Annotated in this window: 12 protein-coding genes; 9 read left to right on the top strand and 3 right to left on the bottom strand. The window is 63.4% G+C overall.

What is annotated here, in order from left to right; all coding sequences use genetic code 11:
• The first annotated feature begins 64 nt into the window (after positions 1 to 64).
• Positions 65 to 3580 carry an indolepyruvate ferredoxin oxidoreductase family protein gene (locus ACN0X7_RS10940; protein ID WP_417517076.1) on the top strand — a complete coding sequence of 1172 codons (3516 nt, stop codon included), beginning with the start codon at positions 65 to 67 and terminating at the stop codon, positions 3578 to 3580.
• 230 nt (positions 3581 to 3810) lie between these two features.
• Here ACN0X7_RS10940 and clpA read toward each other — a convergent pair whose 3' ends face one another.
• Positions 3811 to 6177, bottom strand: coding sequence for an ATP-dependent Clp protease ATP-binding subunit ClpA (gene clpA, locus ACN0X7_RS10945; protein WP_417517078.1), 2367 nt, complete (start codon positions 6175 to 6177; stop codon positions 3811 to 3813).
• 8 nt (positions 6178 to 6185) lie between these two features.
• Positions 6186 to 6509 (bottom strand): ATP-dependent Clp protease adapter ClpS, encoded by a 324-nt coding sequence (clpS, locus tag ACN0X7_RS10950; protein ID WP_417517080.1) that lies wholly within the window; start codon positions 6507 to 6509, stop codon positions 6186 to 6188.
• Between the two features lie 213 nt (positions 6510 to 6722).
• Between clpS and ACN0X7_RS10955 the strand changes: the two genes are divergently transcribed.
• The 6 genes from ACN0X7_RS10955 to truA all read left to right on the top strand — a co-directional run bounded on the left by ACN0X7_RS10955 (position 6723) and on the right by truA (position 12558).
• On the top strand, positions 6723 to 7949 hold the full coding sequence (locus tag ACN0X7_RS10955; RefSeq protein ID WP_417517216.1) for a serine hydrolase: 1227 nt from the start codon (positions 6723 to 6725) through the stop codon (positions 7947 to 7949).
• A 296-nt stretch (positions 7950 to 8245) separates the two neighbouring features.
• Complete coding sequence (locus tag ACN0X7_RS10960) at positions 8246 to 9511, top strand: MFS transporter (RefSeq protein WP_417517082.1); 1266 nt, start codon at positions 8246 to 8248, stop codon at positions 9509 to 9511.
• Entirely contained in the window at positions 9504 to 10292 is a 789-nt protein-coding gene (locus ACN0X7_RS10965; protein ID WP_417517084.1) for an SDR family NAD(P)-dependent oxidoreductase, read from the top strand. Before ACN0X7_RS10960 ends, ACN0X7_RS10965 begins: the two co-directional genes overlap by 8 nt.
• An 81-nt stretch (positions 10293 to 10373) precedes the next feature.
• On the top strand, positions 10374 to 10892 hold the full coding sequence (def, locus tag ACN0X7_RS10970; protein ID WP_417517086.1) for a peptide deformylase: 519 nt from the start codon (positions 10374 to 10376) through the stop codon (positions 10890 to 10892).
• 23 nt (positions 10893 to 10915) lie between these two features.
• Positions 10916 to 11818, top strand: coding sequence for a methionyl-tRNA formyltransferase (fmt, locus tag ACN0X7_RS10975; protein WP_417517218.1), 903 nt, complete (start codon positions 10916 to 10918; stop codon positions 11816 to 11818).
• Positions 11818 to 12558, top strand: coding sequence for a tRNA pseudouridine(38-40) synthase TruA (gene truA / locus ACN0X7_RS10980; protein WP_417517088.1), 741 nt, complete (start codon positions 11818 to 11820; stop codon positions 12556 to 12558). Before fmt ends, truA begins: the two co-directional genes overlap by 1 nt.
• A 46-nt stretch (positions 12559 to 12604) precedes the next feature.
• Here truA and ACN0X7_RS10985 read toward each other — a convergent pair whose 3' ends face one another.
• Complete coding sequence (locus tag ACN0X7_RS10985; protein WP_417517090.1) at positions 12605 to 14128, bottom strand: UxaA family hydrolase; 1524 nt, start codon at positions 14126 to 14128, stop codon at positions 12605 to 12607.
• A 171-nt stretch (positions 14129 to 14299) separates the two neighbouring features.
• On the opposite strand from ACN0X7_RS10985, the gene ACN0X7_RS10990 reads away from it, so the two are divergent.
• Complete coding sequence (locus tag ACN0X7_RS10990) at positions 14300 to 14515, top strand: helix-turn-helix transcriptional regulator (protein ID WP_417517220.1); 216 nt, start codon at positions 14300 to 14302, stop codon at positions 14513 to 14515.
• Between the two features lie 289 nt (positions 14516 to 14804).
• Complete coding sequence (locus tag ACN0X7_RS10995) at positions 14805 to 16010, top strand: acyl-CoA dehydrogenase family protein (protein ID WP_417517092.1); 1206 nt, start codon at positions 14805 to 14807, stop codon at positions 16008 to 16010.
• Positions 16011 to 16059: the final 49 nt, after the last annotated feature.

Genomic DNA, 16059 nt, shown 5'->3' on the forward strand with positions numbered 1-16059 from the left:
TTTGCGGAAGTCTTGAAATAGCTTCCAATAGAATGAGTGGTTTTGGAATGATTGGGAGATGGGGATGAGCCTTGCCGAAGTGTCGCTGGACGACAAGTACGAGCTCGAGGAAGGCCGCGTCTTCATCACCGGAACGCAGGCGCTGATCCGCCTACCCATGATGCAGCGGCAGCGCGATGTCGAGGCCGGGCTCAACACCGGCTGTTTCATCTCCGGTTATCGCGGTTCGCCCCTGGGCACCTACGATCAGCAGCTCTGGCAGGCCGAGAAGTTCCTGAAAAAGAACCACATCCACTTCCAGCCCGGCGTGAACGAGGACCTTGCGGCGACGGCGGTCTGGGGATCCCAGCAGACCAACCTGTATCCCTCGGCAAAGTACGACGGGGTCTTTTCCATCTGGTATGCCAAGGGCCCCGGCGTTGACCGCTCCCTCGACGTGCTGAAACACATGAATTCCGCCGGCATGTCGAAACATGGCGGCGTATTGCTGCTGGCCGGCGACGATCACGGTGGCGTCTCCTCCACCCTGCTGCATCAGTCCGAACATGTCTTCGCGTCCGCCATGATCCCGGTCCTGAATCCGGCCAACGTGCAGGAGTATCTGGACTTTGGCCTGCTGGGCTGGGCCATGAGCCGCTACGCCAGCGTCGCCGTCGGCTTCAAGTGCGTCTCCGAAACCGTCGAGAGCGCCGCCAGCGTCTATATCGATCCGCATCGCGTACAGATACAGACCCCCGATTTCGAGATGCCGCCGGGCGGCCTGTCGATCCGCTGGCCCGATGACCGCCACGAGGAAGAACGGCGGCTGCATCGCTCCAAGGTCTATGCCGCCCTCGCCTTCGCACGCGCGAACGGCATCGACAGGACCGTGATCGACAGCCCGAAACCCCGCATCGGCATCATGACGACCGGCAAGTCCTATCTGGACGTGATGCAGGCCCTTGAGGATCTGGGGATCACCGATGAAGTCGCGGCGGAGATCGGCCTGCGCGTCTACAAGGTCGGCATGCCCTGGCCGCTGGAACCCGAGGGCGCACGTCACTTCGCCGAAGGCCTGGAAGAGGTCATCGTCATCGAAGAGAAGCGCGCACTGATGGAGAACCAGCTCAAGGAGCAGCTCTACAACTGGCGCGAGGATGTCCGCCCGCGCGTCGTCGGCAAGTTCGACGAGGACCGCAACTGGATGTTCCCCAGCCACGGCGAACTGAAACCGTCGGAGATCGCGCTTCACATCGCGGACCGGCTGAAGCCCTTCTTCACCTCGCCCGAGATCGAGGAACGCGTCGCGTTCTTCACCCGCAAGCAGCGCGTCCGCGAAGTGGTCACGACCGGGAAAGAAGGCGAACAGAAACTGGAGCGGACGCCGTATTTCTGTTCCGGCTGTCCGCACAACACCTCGACGCGCGTGCCGGAGGGCAGCCGCGCCACGGCAGGCATCGGCTGTCACTTCATGTCTGTCTGGATGAACCGCGACACCTCGACCTATACGCAGATGGGCGGTGAGGGTACCCCGTGGATCGGCCAGGCCCCCTTCACCGAGGACAAGCATATCTTCGCGAACCTGGGCGATGGGACCTATTTCCATTCCGGGCTGCTGGCGATCCGCGCCTCTGTGTCCGCCAAGGTGAACATCACCTACAAGATCCTGTTCAACGACGCGGTCGCCATGACCGGCGGACAGCGCCACGACGGCACGCTGACCCCCATGCAGATTGCCGAACAGGTGGCTGCCGAGGGCGTGACCAGGCTGGTGGTCGTGACCGACGAGCCGGACAAGTACCCGGCGGGCGCGTTCCCGGCGGGTACCGACGTCTACCACCGCTCGGAACTGGACGAAGTGCAGAAGATGCTGCGCGAGGTCGAAGGCTGTTCGGCGATGATCTACGATCAGACCTGCGCCGCCGAGAAACGCCGCCGCCGCAAACGCGGCACCTATCCGGACCCCGCCAAGCGTGCCTTCATCAACACCGATGTCTGCGAAGGCTGTGGCGACTGTTCCGTGAAATCGAATTGCGTGTCCGTGGAACCCCACGAGACCGAACTGGGTCGCAAGCGCAAGATCAACCAGTCCAGCTGCAACAAGGACTTCTCCTGCGTCAACGGCTTCTGCCCCAGTTTCGTGACCGTCCATGGCGGCGGACTGCGCAAGCCCAAGGCAGCCTCGGCGCAGCGCAAGCAGCCGGACGAGAAGGATCCCTTCGCGGATCTGCCGACGCCCGAAACCGCGTCGGTGAACGAGGAACCCTTCGGCGTTCTGGTCACCGGCATCGGCGGCACCGGCGTGCTGACGGTCGGTGCCCTGCTCGGCATGGCGGCCCATCTCGAAGGCAAGGGCGCGACGGTGCTCGATTACACCGGACTGGCGCAGAAGAACGGCGCGGTCATGAGCAGCGTGCGCATTGCCCGACGGCCTGAAGACATCAAGGCCGTTCAGATCGCAACCGGCGGCGCGGACCTGGTGCTGGGCTGTGACATGGTCGTGGCCGCGTCGGAAAAGGCGCTCGGTACCATGGAGAACGGCGGTACCCGCGCCATCGTGAACAGCCATCTCGCGCCGACCGCCGCCTTCACGCTGAATCCGGATCTGCAGTACGGGCCGACGGCCATGCAGGACGCGATCAAGGAGGCCGCGGGCGGCAACCAGACCGAATTCATCAATGCGACACGGCTCGCAACCGCCCTGATGGGCGACAGCATCGCCACCAACCTGTTCATGCTCGGTCTCGCCTATCAGCGCGGACAATTGCCTGTCAGCGAGGAAGCGCTGATGAAGGCCATCGAGCTCAACGGCGTCGCTGTCGCGATGAACAAGGAGAGCTTCAACTGGGGCCGGCTGGCCGCCTACGATATCGACAAGGTCGAACAGGCCGCACGGCCCGCCGCACCGGTTCTGCCGTTCGTGAAGCCGCTGACCGATCTGGACGACATCATCGACCATCGCCGCGAGCTGCTGACGAAGTATCAGGACAAGGCCTACGCCGACCGCTATGAGGCCCTGGTCCGCAAGGTGCAGAAGGCCGCCCGCGAGAAGGGCGGCGGTTTCACCGGCCTCGCCGAGGCTGTGGCGAAGAATTATGCCAAGCTGCTGGCCTACAAGGATGAATATGAAGTTGCCCGGATGTACACCGACGGCACCTTCATGCGGAACATCCGCCAGACGTTCGACGGCGACTACAAGCTGAAGTTCCATCTGGCGCCTCCCGGCCTGACCCGGCCCGATCCGGAAACCGGCAAGATCGAGAAGATGGAGTTCAATGGCCGCTGGATCATGCCGGTCTTCCACGTCCTGGCGAAACTGAAAGGCCTGCGCGGCGGCCGCTTCGACATCTTCGGCCGGACCGAGGAGCGAAAGATGGAGCGGCGGCTGATCTCCGACTATGAAGCGATCATCGAGGAGATCATCGCCAAACTGGACGGCCGGAACTACATGCATGCCGTCGAACTGGCCATGCTGCCGGAACAGATGCGCGGCTATGGCCACATCAAGGACCGCAACGTCGAGGTCGCCAAACGGCGCGAGAAGGAAATGCTGGAAGCATTCCGCAATCCCGGGGATCCCGCGGCGCAGGCCGCCGAGTAGAGCGCACCGGGCGTCACCCCCGCCTCCGTGCGGGGGCAACCGACGATCCGGCAAACGCAGCGCGTGCCCGGGTATGCGGAAAGACCCCCGGATGAACCGGGGATGAAACTCCGGGAGTCGGCGGTCCAGTCGAACACGGGACTGCGCCAGGCACGGAACCGCCCGCAACGAAAAAGCCCCGGCTCGACACCGGGGCTTTTCCGTTCAGCGATCCGTCCGGGTGAGGTCGCTCACTTCACCGAGGCGGGCGTTGCCTTTTTCCGGCCCTTGCCGGAGCCTTTCGGCTTTCTCGGCGCGGGTTCCGGTGCACTTTCCAGATCGAAGGTCAGCGCGCCCTCGGACAGGCGGACCTTCACGTGTCCGCCCTTCTTCAGCTTGCCGAACAGAAGTTCCTCGGCCAGCGGCTGCTTGATCTTCTCCTGAATGACGCGGGCCAGCGGTCGCGCGCCGAATTCCGGCGTATAGCCACGCTCGGCCAGCCATGTCCGGGCCGCATCGGTCAGCGAGATCGTGACATTCCGGTCGATCAGTTGCCCTTCAAGCTGCAGCACGAACTTGTCCACAACCATCGCCACCACTTCCGGCCCCAGCGCCGTGAACGGGATCACCGCGTCCAGACGGTTGCGGAATTCCGGCGTGAACAGCTTCTTGATCGCTTCCTGGTCCTCGTCCTCCTTGAGGCCGCGTCCGAAGCCGATCGACTGCTTCTGCATCTCGGCCGCGCCCGCATTGGTGGTCATGATCAGGATGACATTGCGGAAATCGATCTTCTTGCCGTTGTGATCGGTCAGCTTGCCATGGTCCATGACCTGCAGCAGCAGATTGAAGACATCCGGATGCGCCTTCTCGATCTCGTCGAGCAGCAGAATCGAGTGCGGATGCTGGTCGACGGCGTCGGTCAGCAGGCCGCCCTGGTCGAACCCGACATAGCCCGGAGGCGCGCCGATCAGACGACTGACCGTGTGACGCTCCATGTATTCGGACATGTCGAAACGGTGCAGTTCCAGGCCCATCGTGTCCGCCAGTTGACGTGCGGCCTCGGTCTTGCCGACGCCCGTGGGCCCCGAGAACAGGTAGGAACCGATGGGTTTCTCGGGCTCGCGCAACCCCGCACGCGCCAGCTTCACCGCCGACGCCAGCGCCTCAATGGCCGTGTCCTGTCCGAAGACCGCGCGTTTCAGGTCGGTCTCCAGATTGGCCAGCTGCGATTCGTCCTTCTTGGTCACCGATTTCGGCGGAATGCGCGCGATCTTGGCGACCACGGCCTCCACGTCCTTCACGCCCAGCAGCTTCTTGCGCCGATGGCTCGGCTTCAGCATCTCGGCCGCGCCGACTTCATCAATCACATCGATTGCCTTGTCCGGCAGCTTGCGGTCGTTGATGTAGCGCGCCGACAGTTCCACGGCGGTCTTCAGCGCCTCGGACGAATAGCGCACGTTGTGGTGCTCTTCGTAATAGGGCTTCAGACCGTTCAGGATCTTGACGGCATCCTCGATCGTCGGCTCGTTCACGTCGATCTTCTGGAAACGCCGCAGCAGGGCGCGATCCTTCTCGAAGTAGCCCCGGTATTCCTTGTAGGTGGTCGAGCCGACGCAACGGATCGAACCGGACGCCAGCGCCGGTTTCAGAAGGTTGGACGCATCCATCGCGCCGCCCGACGTGGCGCCCGCGCCGATGATCGTGTGGATCTCGTCGATGAACAGGATGGCACCGTCATGCTCCTCGACCTCGCGGATCACGGCTTTCAGCCGCTCCTCGAAATCGCCGCGGTAGCGGGTGCCCGCCAGCAGCGCACCCATATCCAGCGCGAAGATCGTCGCGTCCAGCAGCACGTCCGGCACGTCGCCTTCGACGATCCGGCGCGCCAGCCCTTCGGCGATCGCGGTCTTGCCGACGCCGGGTTCCCCGACATAAAGCGGGTTGTTCTTGGAACGGCGGCAAAGGATCTGGATCGTGCGTTCGATTTCCAGCGCCCGCCCGATCAGCGGGTCGATCTTGCCCGCGCGGGCTTTCTCGTTCAGGTCCACGCAGTACTGGGACAGGGCTTCGTTCTCTGCCGCGCCTTCCTCGTCGGAAGTGCCGTCTTCGCCGGCGGCCTCGTCCTCCTCCTCGCCGCCGTCACCGGCACCGCGGATCGGCTTGGCATCGCTCATGCCAGGCGCCTTGGCGATGCCGTGGCTGATGTAGCTGACGGCATCCAGACGGGTCATGTCCTGACGCTGCAGGAAATAGGCGGCGTGGCTTTCGCGCTCGGCGAAGATGGCGACCAGGATGTTGGCGCCGGTGACCTCTTCCCGTCCCGAGGACTGGACATGGATCAGGGCCCGCTGCACCACCCGCTGGAAGCTGAGCGTCGGTTTCGCGTCCTCATCGTGATCCTGGATCAGATCATCGAGTTCACTGTCGACGAATTTGGTCAGTTCCGATGACAGGGCTTCGAGATCGACATTGCAGGCGCGCATCACCGCGACCGCGTCCGGATCCTCGATCAGGCTGAGCAGCAGGTGCTCAAGCGTTGCATATTCATGATGCCGTTCGCCCGCATAGCTGAGGGCACGACGCAGGGAGTCTTCTAAGTGCTTGGAAAGCGAGGGCACGATGTCTCCTATTCCGCCTTTTCCAGAGTGCATTGCAGGGGATGCTGGTTTTCCCGCGCAAGATTCATGACCTGGGTTACCTTCGTTTCAGCCACCTCGTAGGGATAGACCCCGCACACACCCACACCGCGCTGGTGCACGTGCAGCATGATCTGTGTGGCTGCATCCTGATCCTTGTTGAAATAGCGCTGCAGGACGTAGACGACAAATTCCATCGGTGTGTAGTCGTCGTTCAGCATCAGCACGCGCCACAGGGACGGCTTCTTCGTCCGTGGACGTGTCTTGGTGACGACGCCTGTTTCATTGTCAGAATCGCTGCGTTTGTCCGTCATGGTATCCAGTGTGTAGCAGAAGGCTCAGGTGGAAAGATTAATGAAATCCCGGTCAGGTACAATTGGTGTTTCCGGGTCCGGGTTTGAAGGTCTCATCTTTTATTCATCCAAGTGCGTCACAGATCACATGGACCGCGAATCGATTCGCGGTTAAATTGTTGACGAATCAGTTTGAATCGCGGGTCATCGAAATGAGGTCCAGTCATCTTGACCATGCTGCACGGAAATAGATTCCTCGCCACGCTGGCCATTTCAATGATGGTGCTTGCCGTGGCCATGTCAAACGGCGCCGAAGCCGCCAAGCGGGTGAAGGCGGCCATCGTGGTCGATGCGGGCACCGGCACGGTCCTGTACAGCCGCCGCGCCGATACGCCGATCTATCCGGCATCGCTGACCAAGATGATGACGCTGTATCTGGCGTTCGAGGCGATCGAGAAAGGCGTGCTGAAGATGGAGCAGCGCCTGCCCGTCTCGCGCCACGCCGCCCGTCAGCCGCGCGTCAAGCTCGGCTTGCGCTCCGGCAGCACCATCAAGCTGCGCGAGGCGATCATGTCGATGATCGTCCGCTCCTCGAACGATTCCGCCGTGGTCATCGCCGAGGCCATTGGCCGGACCGAATCCGGATTCGCCCGCAAGATGAACGCGAAAGCGATCGAACTGGGAATGATCAACACGACCTTCCGGAACGCCAACGGCCTGCCGGACAGGCGCCAGAAATCGACCGCGCGGGATGTATCGACGCTGGCGCTGGCCATCATCCGCGACTTCCCCAAATACTATCGACTGTTCAGCGCCGAGACCTTCGTCTGGAACGGGCGGCGGATGACGTCCACCAACAAGCTGCTGACCAATTATCCAGGCGTAGACGGCCTGAAGACGGGCTACATCAACGATTCCGGATACAATCTCGCCGCTTCGGCGGTGCGCTACAATCGCAGGCTGGTCGCGGTCGTGATCGGCGGCAGTACGGGCGCCCGCCGCGATGCGGAAGTCCAGCGCGTGCTCAGCGCCGGCTTCAAGAGCGCCATCGCCAAACAGAAAACCGGACAGTTGGCGCGTGCTACCATGCCCCCGCCCCGCCCCGGCACCCCCGGCGCGGACTCCGGCAGCACACTGGCATCGCTGGCGCGGGGCGTGGTCAGTTCCGCTCATGCCGCCCCGCCCCCCAGGCCGCTGGATCTGAAGATCTCAAGCGGGGACTACGGCGTGCAGGTCGGGGCATACAGCACCAGGGATCGCGCCCACAGCGGCGCGCGCCTGGCCGTCGGCGCAGCCCCGCAGACGCTGCAGAACCGTCCGGTCTCGATCGACCGCATCCCCAACAAGGTTTCGTCGATCTATCGCGCCCGCGTGCTGGATCTGAGTCTGAACGAGGCCCGCCAGACCTGTCGCGAACTGCGGCAGAAATCCCTCGACTGCATGATCGTCCGCACCCAGTAGGACTCCGCCCCTACAGACAGGAGCCATTCCCCCGGTCTCGCCGGATTGCCGGACAGGTGCGCTACGACATGCATTGCGGCATTGAGATCGTTGCACTGCTGCAAACGTGCACCGCCCGCTACACATCCTGACTGGAAACGTCGCAAGGCTGAACAGCGACCGGAACTGTCGGGCGCAGCAGATGCCGCCGGCGCGATCGGGTGTCCTGACAGCTGAGCGACAATGCCGGACAAACAGGAAGCGGTTGCGGTTTTCTCGCTGGCAGCCGAAAGTTCCGGCGGGGGAGGAACAACAACGTGACCGACAAGAGCATCGCCTCGAACGAACAGCATTCCGCTTCCCACTGGATGCGGCTGGTGCTGCTGGTCTTCATGCCGTTCGCCAGCGGCTATTTCCTGTCCTACCTCTATCGGGCGCTGCCGTCCCTGATCGGCGACCGGATCCGCGACGAACTGGCACTGGATGCCAGCGTCCTGGGACTGGTCGGCGCGGCCTATTTCCTCGCCTTCGGCATTGCGCAACTGCCGGTCGGCGCGGCCCTGGATCGCTACGGACCGCGGCGGGTACAGGCCTGCCTGCTGCTGATCGCGGCGGGTGGGGCGGTGATCTTCGGGCTGGGCACCAACCCCACCACACTGATCATCGGACGGGCGCTGATCGGTCTGGGTTGTGCGGGTGGCCTGATGGGCTCGCTGAAGGCCATCACCATCTGGTTCCCGCAGAGCCGCTGGCCGCTGGTCAACGGGTGCCTGCTCGGCATGGGCGGCCTTGGCGCGCTGTTCGCCACGACGCCGGTCGAATACCTGCTGACCACGATCACCTGGCATGACCTGTTCCTCTATATCGCGGGACTGACCGTTCTGGCGTCCCTGCTGATCTTTCTGGTGGTGCCCGAGAAGGCCGGCACCAGCAATCCGATCTCGGTTGCCGAACTGGCCGGCAGCCTGAAGCAGATCTATTCCAGCCGCTCCTACTGGCGGATCGCGCCCATGGCGGTCATGACGATGGCCACGGGAATGGCGATCCACAATCAGTGGTCGGGCCTGTGGCTGAAGGATGTGGCCGGTCTGGACCAGACGACGGTGGCCGTCTACCTGCAGACATTGAGCATCGCCCTGACGGCGGGCTTCGTGCTGGGCGGGGTGACGGCGGACATCCTGACCCGCTTCGGAGTACCGCTGCACGCGATCATGGCGGGCGGCGTCTCCATCCTGCTGTTCAGCCAGATCGCCATCGCGACCGGCATGGACCTGCAGGGCCACTGGCCCTGGATTCTGCTGGGGCTGTCGTCGAACATGTCCGCGCTCGCGTTCCCGTGGCTGTGCGGACAGTTTCCGCTGAACCTCGCGGGCCGGGTGAATTCGGCCCTGAACGTCTTCGTGTTCCTGGGCGTCTTCGTCATCGCCTCCACGCTCGGCTGGATCATCAAGCAGTTCCCGGAGACCGCAATCGGTGGCTACGCGCCCGAAGGCTACGAGACGGGCCTGCTCATCATCATCGCCATCGAACTGGCGGCATTTCTGTGGTTCCTGATACCTGAGGGGAAAAAGAAGAATGATTGATCTGAAAGGCAAGGCCGCCATCGTGACCGGGTCGGCCACCGGCGTCGGCTCGGCGACGGCGAAGCTGCTGGCCGAATACGGCTGCAACGTGGTGATCAACTACACGAAATCGGTCGACGACGCCGAGGCGACCGCCAAGGCCTGCCGCAACGTCGGCGCGCAGGCGATCACCGTTCAGGCCAATGTCGCCAACGACGACGACTGCAAGAAGCTGGTCGATGCCTGCGTTGCCGAATACGGACGGCTGGACCATCTGGTCAACAACGCCGGCACGACGAAGTTCAACGCCCATGGCAACATGGCCGGGCTGGACGCGGACGATTTCCAGTGGATCTATTCGGTTAATGTGGTCGGTCCCTACCAGATGGCCAAGCACGCCGAACCGCACCTGCGCAAGGCGGGCAGCGCCTCGATCACCAATGTCTCGTCCATCGCGGGCGTGACCGGCATGGGCTCCTGCGTGGCCTACGCGGCATCCAAGGGCGCGCTGAACACCATGACCCTTTCGCTCGCCCGCGTGCTGGGTCCGGAGATCCGGGTGAACGCGATCTGTCCCGGCATGATCCAGGGCAAGTGGCTGCGCGAAGGCATGGGCCAGGAACTCTATGACGCCACCCTGAACCATCAGCTGAAAACCAACCCGCTGCAGCGGGTCTCGACGCCGGAAGACAATGCACGGGCGATCCTGATGTTCATCGCCGGATCCGACCTGATCACCGGCGAGACGATGCTGGTGGACGGCGGCATGCATCTGGGCTTCGCACCGACCGTCGCGCGATAGCCGCCAGAACCGGCAACGGACTTGACGGGAGGGGGCGTCGGAATTACCTCCCCCCTGTTCCGTTAACGTCAGGCGAGACCCATGGCCCTGCTGCCCATCATCACCGCGCCCGATCCGCGCCTTCGCGTGAAGTCCGAACCCGTCGAGACCGTCGATGACGATCTGCGCACGCTGATGGATGACATGCTGCAGACGATGTACGACGCGCCGGGCGTCGGCCTGTCAGCCATTCAGGTGGGCGTGGCGAAGCGGGTGATGGTGGTGGACTGCGCCGACGACCGCGAAGATCCCCAGCCGATCTATCTGGTCAACCCGGTGATCCGCGAGGCTTCGGACGATCTGCGCGCCTACGAGGAAGGCTGCCTCTCGCTGCCCGAACAATATGCGGAAGTCGATCGCCACGACCGCATCACGGTCGACTACCTGGACCGCGACGGCGCCCCGCAAAGCCTGGAAGCCGACGGGCTGCTCTCGACCTGCATCCAGCACGAGATGGATCACTTCGAAGGCATCCTGTTCGTCGACCACATCTCCGCCCTGAAACGCGCCATGATCATGAAACGCCTGAAGAAAGCGAAGAAGCTGAAGGCGACGGGGTGACTGCCCCACTTCGCATCATCTTCATGGGTACGCCCGACTTTGCCGTGCCCGCGCTGAAGGCCGTCCATGCGGCAGGGCATCGGATCGTGGCCGTCTATTCACAGCCGCCGCGGGCCGCCGGACGTGGAAAGAAACCGCGCCCCGGGCCCGTGCACAAGGCGGCCGAGGAACTGGACCTGCCGGTCTTCACGCCGAAGTCGTTACGCAACGCCGAGGCCCAGGCCGAGTTTGCGCGCCATGAGGCCGACGTCGCCGTCGTCGCGGCCTACGGCCTGATCCTGCCGCAGGCCATTCTGGACGCGCCCCGGCTGGGCTGTTTCAACATCCACGCGTCGCTGCTGCCGCGCTGGCGCGGGGCGGCACCGATCCACCGCGCCGTACTGGCTGGCGACACGAAGACCGGCGTCACCATCATGAAGATGGATGCGGGACTGGATACCGGCGACATGGCGCTGACCGTCGAGACGCCGATCGGCGCGCGCGACACGACCGAGACCCTGCATGACCGTCTGGCGCAGATGGGCGCGGACCTGATGGTCGAAGCGCTGGAAAAGCTGGCGAAGGGCAGGCTGGCCCTCACGCCGCAGCCGGAAGATAGCATCACCTATGCCGCCAAGATCGACAAGGCCGAAGCTCGCATCGACTGGACCCGCCCGGCCGTCGAGATCGAACGAAAGATACGCGGGCTGTCACCTTTTCCCGGCGCCTGGTTCGAGGCAGACGGCGAGCGCGTGAAGGCGCACATGGCGATGCTGATCCCCCCTGCGGACGCCGCGCCCGGCACGGTGCTGGATCACGCCCTGACCGTGCAGTGCGGCGACGGGGCGATCCGGTTTCTCAGCCTGCAGCGCGCGGGCAAGAAGACGATGGACGCCACCGAGTTCCAGCGCGGCAGGCCCATCGCGCCCGGCACAGTCCTGCGCTGATGGCCCGCTATCGCCTGACTCTGGAATATGATGGCGGCGGCTTTGTCGGCTGGCAGCGCCAGACCAACGGGCTGGCCGTGCAGCAGGTGCTGGAAGAGGCGATCACCGGCTTTTCGGGCGAGACCCGGACGGTCATCGGGGCCGGTCGCACCGATTCCGGGGTCCATGCGCTGGGCATGGTGGCGAGCGTCGATATCGACAGGGACATGTCACCCCGCAAGATCCGGGACGCACTGAATTTCCACGTCCGCCCGCATCCCGTCGGAGTGCTGTCGGTCGAACCCGCCCCGGACGATTTCAGCGCCCGGTTCGACTGCACGGGGCGGCATTACCTCTATCGCGTGCTGAACCGGGATACCGTGCCGGTGCTGGACCGGGGCCGCGTGTGGCATGTGTCCTACGATCTTGATCTCGACGCGATGCGCGAAGCCGCACGCCTGCTGATCGGCAAGCATGACTTCGAAAGCTTCCGGTCGACGCACTGCCAGTCGGAGACCGCACTGAAAACGCTGGACGTTCTGACCATCGAACGCGCGGGCCCGGAATATCACCTGCGCTGCTCGGCACGATCGTTCCTGCACAATCAGGTCCGCATTTTCGCAGGCACCCTGATCGAGGTCGGCAAGGGCCGCTTCACCCCCGGCGACGTCCAGAAGATGCTGGATGCGAAAGATCGCGCCGCCGCCGGACCGACCGCGCCCGCGCATGGCCTGTACTTCGTGAAGGCGGACTACCCCTGAACCGCTGCGACGCGAATCCAATCCGTCACCGCGGTCCGGTGCCGGATCACATCACCGCGCCGACCTGCCAGGGCAGGAACTCGTCATCGCCGAAACCGAGACGCTCCGAGCAGGTTTGCTCACCGGACGCCGTCGCGATGATCTTGTCAAAGATCACCTGCCCCAGTTCCTGCACCGACTTCTCGCCATCCACGACCTGGCCGCAGTTGATGTCCATGTCGTCGGACATGCGGTTGTACATCACCGAGTTGGTCGCCAGTTTCAGCGACGGCACGGGCTTGCATCCGAACACCGAGCCACGACCGGTGGTGAAGCACACCACGTTCGCACCACCGGCCACGAAGCCGGTCACCGACACGGGATCGTATCCCGGCGTGTCCATGAAGACGAAGCCCTTCGACGTGATCTTCTCGCCGTATGAATACACGTCGCAAAGATTCGTCGTGCCCCCCTTCGCCGCCGCGCCGAGCGATTTTTCAAGGATCGTGGTCAGGCCACCGGCCTTGTTGCCGGGGCTGGGATTGTTGTCCAGCGACCCGTTGTTCTTGGCAACATAATCTTCCCACCAGTGGATCTTGGTGATCAGCTTCTGCGCGACGTCGTCGGAAACGGCACGACGGGTGAGCAGATGTTCGGCACCGTAGATCTCTGGCGTTTCGCCCAGACAGGCCGTCCCGCCATGCCGCACCAGCAGGTCCGCCGCCGCGCCGAGCCCCGGATTGGCCGAGATGCCCGAATAGGCGTCGGAGCCGCCGCACTCCAGGCCCAGCACCAGTTCGGACGCCGGGATCGGTTCGCGCCTGAAGCTGTTGGCGTGAGGGAGCATCTCCTTCACCAGATCGACGCCCTTCTTCACGGTCGCCGTGGTGCCGCCGGAATCCTGAATGGTGAACATGTGCAGCAGGGGTCCGGGTTTCAGGCCCTCGACATCCATCATCATGCCGAGCTGGGCCGCCTCGCAGCCCAGTCCGATGAACAGGATGCCCGCAAAATTCGGATGCCGCGCATAGCCCGCGAAGGTACGCGACAGCATCCGCATGCCCTCGCCGTCCGAGGCCATGCCGCAGCCCGTGCCGTGGGTCAGCGCGACGACGCCATCCACATTCGGATAGTCGGCCAGCGCGTCCGAATGGCGAAATTGGTCGGCGATGTATCGCGCGACCGTCGCCGAGCAGTTCACCGACGTCAGGATGCCGATGAAGTTGCGCGTCGCGGCCTTACCGTTCTCGCGACGGTATCCGTTGAACGTCGCGCGCTCGGCTTCGGGGAAATAGTCGGTCGGTTTCACGTCCTGCCCGATGGCGTAATCGCGCTCGAACATCGCGAACTTGCAATTGTGGGTGTGGACGTGATCGCCGGGTGCGACATCGCCTTCGGCAAAGCCGATGATCTGGTCGTACTTGCGGACAGGTGCGCCTGCGCCGATCGCCGACAGCGCGATCTTGTGGCCCGCCGGGATGTGGTGCACCGCGCTCACGCCTTCGCCGATGTCGGTACCGGGCAGGATATCGACCCGGGCGACCGCGACATTGTCCTTCGGGTTCAGTTGCAGCGTCAGCGAATTTTTCATGGCGTCCTCCCAGATTGAAGAACATCAGCATAGGGCAGCAATACGCAGACAGACAGTCTTCATCCTTCGTATCGATTTGCACTATTGTCCGATCGAACGCACTGTTTAAATGGAATCGAGGCAGTCTAATTCCCATCGCAGAAATGGAGGCGGTTTGTGAGCCAGTATCCGATGAACAGGGCGTTCGGAGACCGGCTTAAAGCCGCCCGGGAAGCTATGGGTTTTGATACCGCCTCAGATTTCGCTAGGAAGATCGGCGTTGAACGCCTGACGTATTACCGTTGGGAAAGGGGTGAAACGAAGCCAGCCGATCTCGAACATCTTGCTCGAATTCGTAATGTAACAGGCAAAAGTTTAGACTGGCTACTGCTAGGCATTAGGGACTGAGACTATCAATCCTCCAAGTCTTGATCCTCCAAGTCTTGCCGACATCGATGACAAGCAGAAGCGACAGACGAGACTAACGAAATTCTGAGCCAAAGCGTGTGCGTCGGAAACTTGATCCCGATCAAACGGAGGGCGTGCGGGCCTGCTACAAATGCCTGACGCGGCAGGAAACGGGTCGGCGCTCGCGGCAACCTGACCTGTGACATGCCGAAACCGGCAGGTTATGATCCGGCCGCACATCGAAGCCGCAGTGACAGCGCGGCCCACCGCCTTTCAGGGGAGACAGGCAATGGAATTCACACAGACCGAACGCAGTCTGGAGATGCAGGAACGCATCAGCGCGTTCATGGACAAGCACATCTATCCGAACGAACAGAAGATGATGGACGAGATCGACGAAGGCGACCGCTGGCAGCCGATCCCCACCCTGGAAGACCTGAAGGAAGAAGCCAAGAAGGAAGGCCTGTGGAACTTCTTCCTGCCCGAGCATGAAGGCGGACCGGGCTTCACCAACCTGGAATATGCGCCGCTGTGCGAACTGATGGGCCGCTCCACCTTCGCGGGCGAGGCCTTCAACTGCTCCGCACCCGACACCGGCAACATGGAAGTTCTGGCACGCTACGGCACCAAGGAACACCAGGAGAAGTGGCTGAAGCCGCTGCTGAACGGTGAAATCCGCTCGGCCTTCGCGATGACCGAACCGGAAGTCGCCTCGTCGGACGCCACCAACATCCAGACCCGGATCGAGCGCGACGGCGATGAATATGTCATCAACGGGCGCAAGTGGTGGACATCCGGGATCGGCGATCCGCGCTGCAAGATCCTGGTGCTGATGGGCAAGTCCGACCCCGACAACCCCGACCGCCACAAGCAGCAGTCGATGATCCTGGTGCCGCGCGACGCCAAGGGCATCACGGTGAAGAGGATGCTGCCGGTCTTCGGCTACGACGATGCGCCGCACGGCCACGGCGAGGTCCTGTTCGAGGATGTGCGCGTGCCCGCCGACCATATCCTGCTGGGCGAAGGCCGCGGTTTCGAAATCGCACAGGGGCGTCTCGGCCCGGGCCGCATCCATCACTGCATGCGCTCCATCGGCGTGGCCGAACGCGCGCTGGAGAAGATGATCAAGCGCCTGAAGTCCCGCGTGGCCTTCGGCAAGCCCGTGATCGAGCAGTCGGTCTGGCGGGAGCGCATCGCCGAAAGCCGCATCATGATCGACCAGAACCGGTTGTACGTGCTGTACGCCGCCTGGCGCATGGACACGGTCGGCAACAAGGAAGCCCGCCGCGAGATCGCCGGCATCAAGGTCTCGGTGCCGAACATCGCCTGCAAGATCACCGACTGGGCCATCCAGGCCCACGGCGGCGGCGGCGTCACCACCGACTTCGGCACCGCCTTCGCCTACGCCCACCAGCGCACCCTGCGCCTGGCCGACGGCCCCGACGAGGTGCACCGCGACCAACTCGCCCGCCTGGAAATCCGCCGCTGGAACTGAGGCCCGTACGTCGCTTCCTCCCCCATGTGAAGGGGGAGGAAGCGTCAAC

Source organism: Minwuia sp. (genome assembly GCF_048263705.1).
Lineage (GTDB): Bacteria > Pseudomonadota > Alphaproteobacteria > Minwuiales > Minwuiaceae > Minwuia.

What these genes read in the sequence shown, in the direction of transcription:
- def (WP_417517086.1), top strand. Translation starts at nt 10,374, where the DNA reads ATGGCCCTGCTGCCCATCATCACCGCGCCCGATCCGCGCCTTCGCGTG.
- truA (WP_417517088.1), top strand. Translation starts at nt 11,818, where the DNA reads ATGGCCCGCTATCGCCTGACTCTGGAATATGATGGCGGCGGCTTTGTC.
- clpS (WP_417517080.1), bottom strand. Translation starts at nt 6,509, where the DNA reads ATGACGGACAAACGCAGCGATTCTGACAATGAAACAGGCGTCGTCACC.
- ACN0X7_RS10965 (WP_417517084.1), top strand. Translation starts at nt 9,504, where the DNA reads ATGATTGATCTGAAAGGCAAGGCCGCCATCGTGACCGGGTCGGCCACC.
- ACN0X7_RS10940 (WP_417517076.1), top strand. Translation starts at nt 65, where the DNA reads ATGAGCCTTGCCGAAGTGTCGCTGGACGACAAGTACGAGCTCGAGGAA.
- ACN0X7_RS10995 (WP_417517092.1), top strand. Translation starts at nt 14,805, where the DNA reads ATGGAATTCACACAGACCGAACGCAGTCTGGAGATGCAGGAACGCATC.
- ACN0X7_RS10990 (WP_417517220.1), top strand. Translation starts at nt 14,300, where the DNA reads ATGAACAGGGCGTTCGGAGACCGGCTTAAAGCCGCCCGGGAAGCTATG.
- ACN0X7_RS10985 (WP_417517090.1), bottom strand. Translation starts at nt 14,128, where the DNA reads ATGAAAAATTCGCTGACGCTGCAACTGAACCCGAAGGACAATGTCGCG.
- ACN0X7_RS10955 (WP_417517216.1), top strand. Translation starts at nt 6,723, where the DNA reads ATGCTGCACGGAAATAGATTCCTCGCCACGCTGGCCATTTCAATGATG.
- fmt (WP_417517218.1), top strand. Translation starts at nt 10,916, where the DNA reads ATGGGTACGCCCGACTTTGCCGTGCCCGCGCTGAAGGCCGTCCATGCG.